The organism is Synechococcus sp. R6-5 (genome assembly GCF_047461775.1).
In the GTDB taxonomy this organism is placed as follows: Bacteria; Cyanobacteriota; Cyanobacteriia; order Thermostichales; family Thermostichaceae; genus Thermostichus.
Window position 1 is genome coordinate 1 of the sequence record NZ_JANSHV010000190.1, and the last position, 5,784, is coordinate 5,784.

Below are 5,784 nucleotides of genomic sequence, written 5' to 3' on the forward strand. Positions count from 1 at the left end.
GAGGGATGAAACAGCGAGTAGCCATTGCCCGGGCTTTGGCCATCCGTCCGCGGGTGCTGCTGTTGGATGAGCCCTTTGGCGCTCTGGACGCCTTGACGCGCGGCAACCTGCAGGAGCAACTGATGGAGATTGCCCAGGCGGAGCAGCTCACCTGTGTCATGGTTACCCACGATGTGGATGAGGCGCTGCTGCTTTCGGATCGGGTGGTAATGATGACCAATGGCCCGGAGGCCCGCATTGGCCAGATTTTGCGGATCCCTTTTCCTCGGCCCCGCCATCGTTTGGAAGTGGTGCGTCACCCCGATTACTACAGCCTGCGGGGAGAGATGATCTACTTTCTCAACCAGCAAAAGCGGGCTCGCCAAAAAACGCCTGTTCGCGTGGCCATTGCCAAACACGGCCTGGAGAAGGTCAATTTGGAGGTTGGCTTTGTGCCCCTCAACGACTGCGCCCCGCTGGTGGTGGCGCAGGAAAAAGGCCTGTTTCAAAAGCATGGCCTGGAGCAGGTCACCCTGGTGCGGGAGCCAGGCTGGAAGACCATCTGGGAAGGGATCCGCTCCGGTCGGCTGGACGCGGCTATGGTGGTGGCCGGGATCCCGTTGGCTTCCACCTTGGGAGTAGGGGGAGTTCCGGTGCCTTTGATTACCGCGCTAACCCTCTCCCGCGGCGGCAACGCCATTACCTTTGGGCGCAGACTTTTGGAGCGAGGCGTTCAAAGCCTGGCGGATTTTCGCCAATACCTCAACCACACCCCCGACACAGTCCACACCCTGGGAGTGGTTCATCCGGCTTCCATGCAAAACTTCCTGTTGCGGCACTGGCTGGCCGGTGGGGGGGTGGATCCGGATCGGGATGTCACGTTAACCGTGATCCCGCCGCCGCAGATGGTGGCCCATCTCAAGGCCGGCAACATCGATGGCTACTGCGTGGGCGAGCCCTGGAACTCCCGCGCCGTGCGGGAACAGTTGGGATTTATCGTCACCACCACCCCTGAAATCTTACCCAGCCACATCGAAAAGGTGCTGACGGTGCGCCAGGATTGGGCGCAAAACTACCCCCGTACCCATGTAGCTCTGGTCAAGGCACTACTGGAGGCTTGTCACTACTGCGATCAGCCGCAGCACCGTTCTGAGATCTTGGAGTGGCTGGCTCAGCCCCAGTATGTGGGCGTGGCCCTGGAGGATCTGCAGCCGGGGTGGAGGGGCATCCTGCAGCGGGGAATGGCCGATGAATCCCAAGCCCTCACCGGTTTTCACCAGTTTGCCAACGGGCGCAACACCTGTCCCGAAAGGTTGGAACACCTCTGGATCTTGACGCAAATGGCTCGCTGGGGACTCTGCGCTTTTCCCCGCAATTGGGTTTCGGTTCTCGACCAAGTTCTGGACAGCAAAACCTACGCCCTAGCCGCCAGAGAACTGGGCCTGCCGGATCGGGCCCACGACCGCGGAGCTTTACTCTTTGGCGATGGATCCCGCTTTGACGGAGAGGATCCCGTTGCTTACCTGGAGTCGGTGGCCATCCGGCAGGATCTGAAGCTGCAGGAGTACCGGCTCAGCGAAGTTTAGCTTTTGTTACCTTAAACTCTCGATTGGAAAACACCATGATGACCAGCTCCCGCACGTTCTCCTCACCGCTATCTTCTGCTTCTCCGGTTGCAGGACTGCCCCTTCTTTGTCTTCAGAATGTGGGCAAGACCTACTTCACCTCAGCAGGGCCCTTCGTTGCGCTGGAAAATATCAATCTGGAAGTGGCCGCCGGTGAGTTTGTTTGCATTATCGGCCACTCGGGTTGTGGCAAATCCACCTTGATCAACATGGTGGCGGGTTTTTCGACTCCCACTTCGGGATCCATCGCCCTCAAGGGCCAGCCCATCACCTCCCCAGGGCCAGATCGGATGATGGTGTTTCAACATTATTCCCTTTTGCCCTGGCTGACGGCTTTTGAAAATGTTTATCTGGTGGTGGATCAGGTTTACCCAAACAAATCCCGGCGGGAGAAAAGGGAAATCGTTGAAGAACACCTAGAATTGGTAGGTTTAGCAGAGGCAGCCCACAAGCGGCCCAAGCAGCTTTCTGGAGGCATGAAGCAAAGGGTTGCCATTGCCCGTGCTCTTGCCGTTCGTCCGCAAGTTTTGCTGTTGGATGAGCCTTTTGGGGCCTTGGATGCCATTACCAAAGAAGAGCTGCAAGATGAGCTGCTGGCCATTTGGCGGGATCACCGCTGCACGGTTTTGATGATTACCCATGACATCGACGAAGCTCTTTACTTGTCAGACCGTGTGGTGATGATGACCAACGGCCCCGCTGCCCATATTGGTGAGATCTTGACCATTCCCTTTGAGCGACCGCGCATCCGCTCCCGCATTATGGAAATGCCCGAGTTCTACGAAGCGCGCAACCGCGCGCTTGACTTCCTCTATCGCCGCTTTGCCCATGGAGGGGATTGAGCTAGGGTTCAAAATACTTGGAGAGGGAAGTTGATGGCCACTGCTCCGGTTCAGGTAGTTCCAACCGATCTCCCAATGGAGGAGCGGGTCTCTAGCTTGCCCAAAACCCTTGCCGACTATCTGGCCAATCCAGTTGCCCAAACCAAATGGGTAGATGGCTACATTATAGAGAAAGTGGGGCAAACCTTAGTGCATGCCAAGATCCAAACCCGACTTCTCTTCCGTTGGCTCAGTTATGTTGAATGTCAGCCATTGGGGGGTATGGTTTTGGTGAAGGCTCCCGGCCAAACGAAAGGCGGAGTCAGAAGACCTGATGCTGCCTACTCATCTCCAGATTTAATCCAGCAATTTGGAGAGGATATTGCCACGCTGCTGCAGAGCTATCCTCTGGTTGAGGAGATCTTCTCTCCAACCGACTGTGGAGAAGATATTTTCCTAAAAGCCCAAGAGTATCTCAGCTCCGGTGCGCTGGAAGTCTGGCTGATTTTTCCCAGAAGCAAATACGTTTTTATCCAAACTCAAGATGGCCATCTTTGGCTAGCTGAACAGGACACTGACAAGAGCTAGGTTGTATTACCTGGCTTGGAGATCCAAGTTGCCGCTCTTCTCAGCTAAGGGATCCAAAATGCGAGAGAATTGGGCGTTTAATAGGGATCCCAACTCATGGTGACCGCGATGGAGTCGGAAAAAGCTGTCATCAAAACCCTATGTCCCTATTGCGGTGTGGGATGTGGATTGGAGGCGGTTTCGACAGCCTCAGGTGACTGGAAAATGAGAGGCGACCGGGATCATCCTTCCAGCTTGGGGATGGTCTGTGTAAAGGGGGCCACGATCCTGGAGGCAGTTGGTCGGGATCGGCTGCTCTATCCCCTGTTTCGGGAGAGCTTGGATCAGCCCTTTCGCCGCATTTCTTGGGATCAGGCTTTTGAGGAGATGGTTTCTCGGCTGCGCTGCCTCAAAGACAACCCTCACTCCATGGCTATGTATGGATCGGGGCAGTTGCTCACTGAAGACTATTACGTTGCTCAAAAGCTCATTAAGGGCTGCCTGGGCACCAATAATTTTGACACCAACTCGCGCCTGTGCATGTCCTCAGCCGTCTCGGCCTACACCCAATCCCTGGGATCCGATGGCCCCCCCTGCTGCTACGAGGATCTCGATCTCTGCAATCTGGCTTTTCTGGTGGGCACCAACACCGCCGAGTGCCACCCCATTCTTTTTAATCGCTTGAAGAAGCGGCACAAGCCCGGATCCCCCCTCAAAATGGTGGTCGTGGATCCCCGGCGCACTCAGACAGCAGAAGCTGCCGATCTCCACTTAAAAATTCGCCCCGGTACGGATATCGATCTTTTCAATGGGATTGCCCATTTGCTGTTGAAGTGGGGATCAATGGCTACCGATTTTATCGAGGGCTGCACCCAAGGTTTTGCTGAATATGCAGCTTTGCTGGCCGATTATGAACCGCAGATTGTGGCCCAGCGCTGCGGAATTGCCACCGAGGATTTGATCGAAGCAGCCAAGCTTTGGCAGGGATCCCAGAGAGTTCTATCCCTTTGGTCGATGGGCCTAAACCAGTCCAGCGAGGGCACCGCCAAGATCACCAGCTTAATCAACCTGCATCTCCTGACCGGGCAAATTGGCCGACCGGGGACGGGCCCCTTTTCCTTGACCGGCCAGCCCAATGCCATGGGTGGTCGAGAGGCGGGGGGGTTATCTCATCTGCTGCCGGGATATCGGCTGGTGAGCCATCCCCAGCATCGGGCAGAGGTGGAGCAGGCTTGGGGTTTGCCCGGCGGCTCCATCTCCCCCCACCCAGGACTGAGGGCCACCGAGATGATTGCCGCTCTGGAGACGGGATCCCTGCAGTTCTTTTGGATTGTGGCCACCAATCCTTTGGTGAGCTTTCCGGATCTGGAACGGGTCAAAAAAGCCCTGAAAAAGTCTCCCTTTACCGTTTACCAAGAGGCTTATTACCCTACAGAAACGGCAGAATATGCCCATTTGCTTTTGCCCGCCTGCCAGTGGAGCGAGAAAACCGGGGTGATGACCAACTCCGAGCGCAGGGTTACCCTTTGTCAAGCCTTTCGAGACCCCCCTGGCGAAGCCCGACCCGATTGGGAGATCTTTGCTGAAGTGGGGCGCAGGTTGGGCTTTGCAGCACAATTTTCCTTCCAAACCGCGGCAGAGGTTTATGCAGAATTTGCCGCCCTTACCGCAAATCGCCTCTGCGATCACTCCGGCCTCAGCCATGCCCTTTTGGCAGAACAAGGCCCTCAGCAATGGCCTTATCCCAAAGAAAGAACCTCGGCCCCTAAGTCCACTCGCCTCTACACAGATTGGCGTTTCCCGACCCCCGATGGCCGCGCCCGCTTTATCCCCCACCATTCCCGTGGCCTAGCAGAGCCGCCGGATCCCCAGTTTCCCTACGTATTAACCACGGGCAGGCTTTACGGCCATTGGCACACCCAAACCCGCACCGGCAGGATTGAAAAAATCAAGCAAATGCACCCCCAACCCTTTATTGAAATCCATCCTCGCGATGCGGAAAAGCTGGGCCTCCAAGATGGGGATTGGGTTCAGGTGCGTTCTGCCCGCGGGCGGGCCTATTTCCCGGCCAAGATAACTGCCAACATTGCTCCCGGTACGCTATTTGTACCCATGCACTGGGGATCCCTCTGGGCAGAACAAGCCGAGTGTAATGCCCTTACCCATGACATCAGTTGTCCCGATTCCGGCCAGCCGGAATTAAAAGCCTGCGCCGTTGCTCTTGAGAAAGCCGATCCACCGCTCAAGCAATCCCCTCAACTCTAGATTTGGTTCCTAATCGAGGTTCCCATGACTCTGTTTCAGTTTGAGCAAGATTTTGCCGACTCTCTGCGATGCATCCCCATGACCTTGCGCCTAAAGCTGGATTTGTGCGGGATCAAGCTCAAGCTCCATCAATGGGCCAAGTTTTCCTTAGAAGAGCGGCGGAAGTGTGTTGATTGGCCCTCTGAATCTCCACAGGATCTAGAAGAACTCCGCAACCATCTGCGCCATTTGGTTCGCTCCATCTGCCACGAAGAGGCGCAAGAGATTCCCATTGACCCCCAGCCTGAATGGCAAAATCCCAACCAGATCCCGATGGCTGTCCAACAAAAAGCTCAAGACCTGGGGATCCGGCTTGCCCTCGATTTCTGGAGAAACTTGCACGATATCCAGAGATTTGCCTTGCTGAAGTTGAGCCGATCCCATCACGAAAACAAAAATTTCTTGCCCGCTCTGCGAGAGTTTGGCCTGAAGATGTCGAGGGATGGTGATTGCAGTTACTGTAAACTACCCGACTCCGACCGCTAAGC

At 55.9% G+C, this 5,784-nt stretch carries 5 protein-coding genes; all 5 read left to right on the forward strand.

All coding sequences use genetic code 11. From position 1 onward, the window contains the following. A partial coding sequence (locus tag NW818_RS10365) for an ABC transporter substrate-binding protein (protein WP_414424497.1) occupies positions 1-1,565 on the forward strand: 1,565 nt, incomplete at its 5' end. 38 nt (positions 1,566-1,603) lie between these two features. After that, positions 1,604-2,446 (forward strand): ABC transporter ATP-binding protein, encoded by an 843-nt coding sequence (locus NW818_RS10370; protein ID WP_414424500.1) that lies wholly within the window; start codon positions 1,604-1,606, stop codon positions 2,444-2,446. A gap of 33 nt (positions 2,447-2,479) precedes the next feature. After that, complete coding sequence (locus NW818_RS10375) at positions 2,480-3,013, forward strand: Uma2 family endonuclease (RefSeq protein WP_414424498.1); 534 nt, start codon at positions 2,480-2,482, stop codon at positions 3,011-3,013. Positions 3,014-3,121: 108 nt separating this feature from the next. Continuing rightward, entirely contained in the window at positions 3,122-5,257 is a 2,136-nt protein-coding gene (locus NW818_RS10380) for a molybdopterin oxidoreductase family protein (RefSeq protein WP_414424501.1), read from the forward strand. 24 nt (positions 5,258-5,281) lie between these two features. After that, positions 5,282-5,782: a nitrate reductase associated protein gene (locus NW818_RS10385; RefSeq protein WP_414424499.1), complete on the forward strand. Its 501-nt coding sequence runs from the start codon at positions 5,282-5,284 to the stop codon at positions 5,780-5,782. The last annotated feature ends 2 nt before the right edge of the window (positions 5,783-5,784 follow it).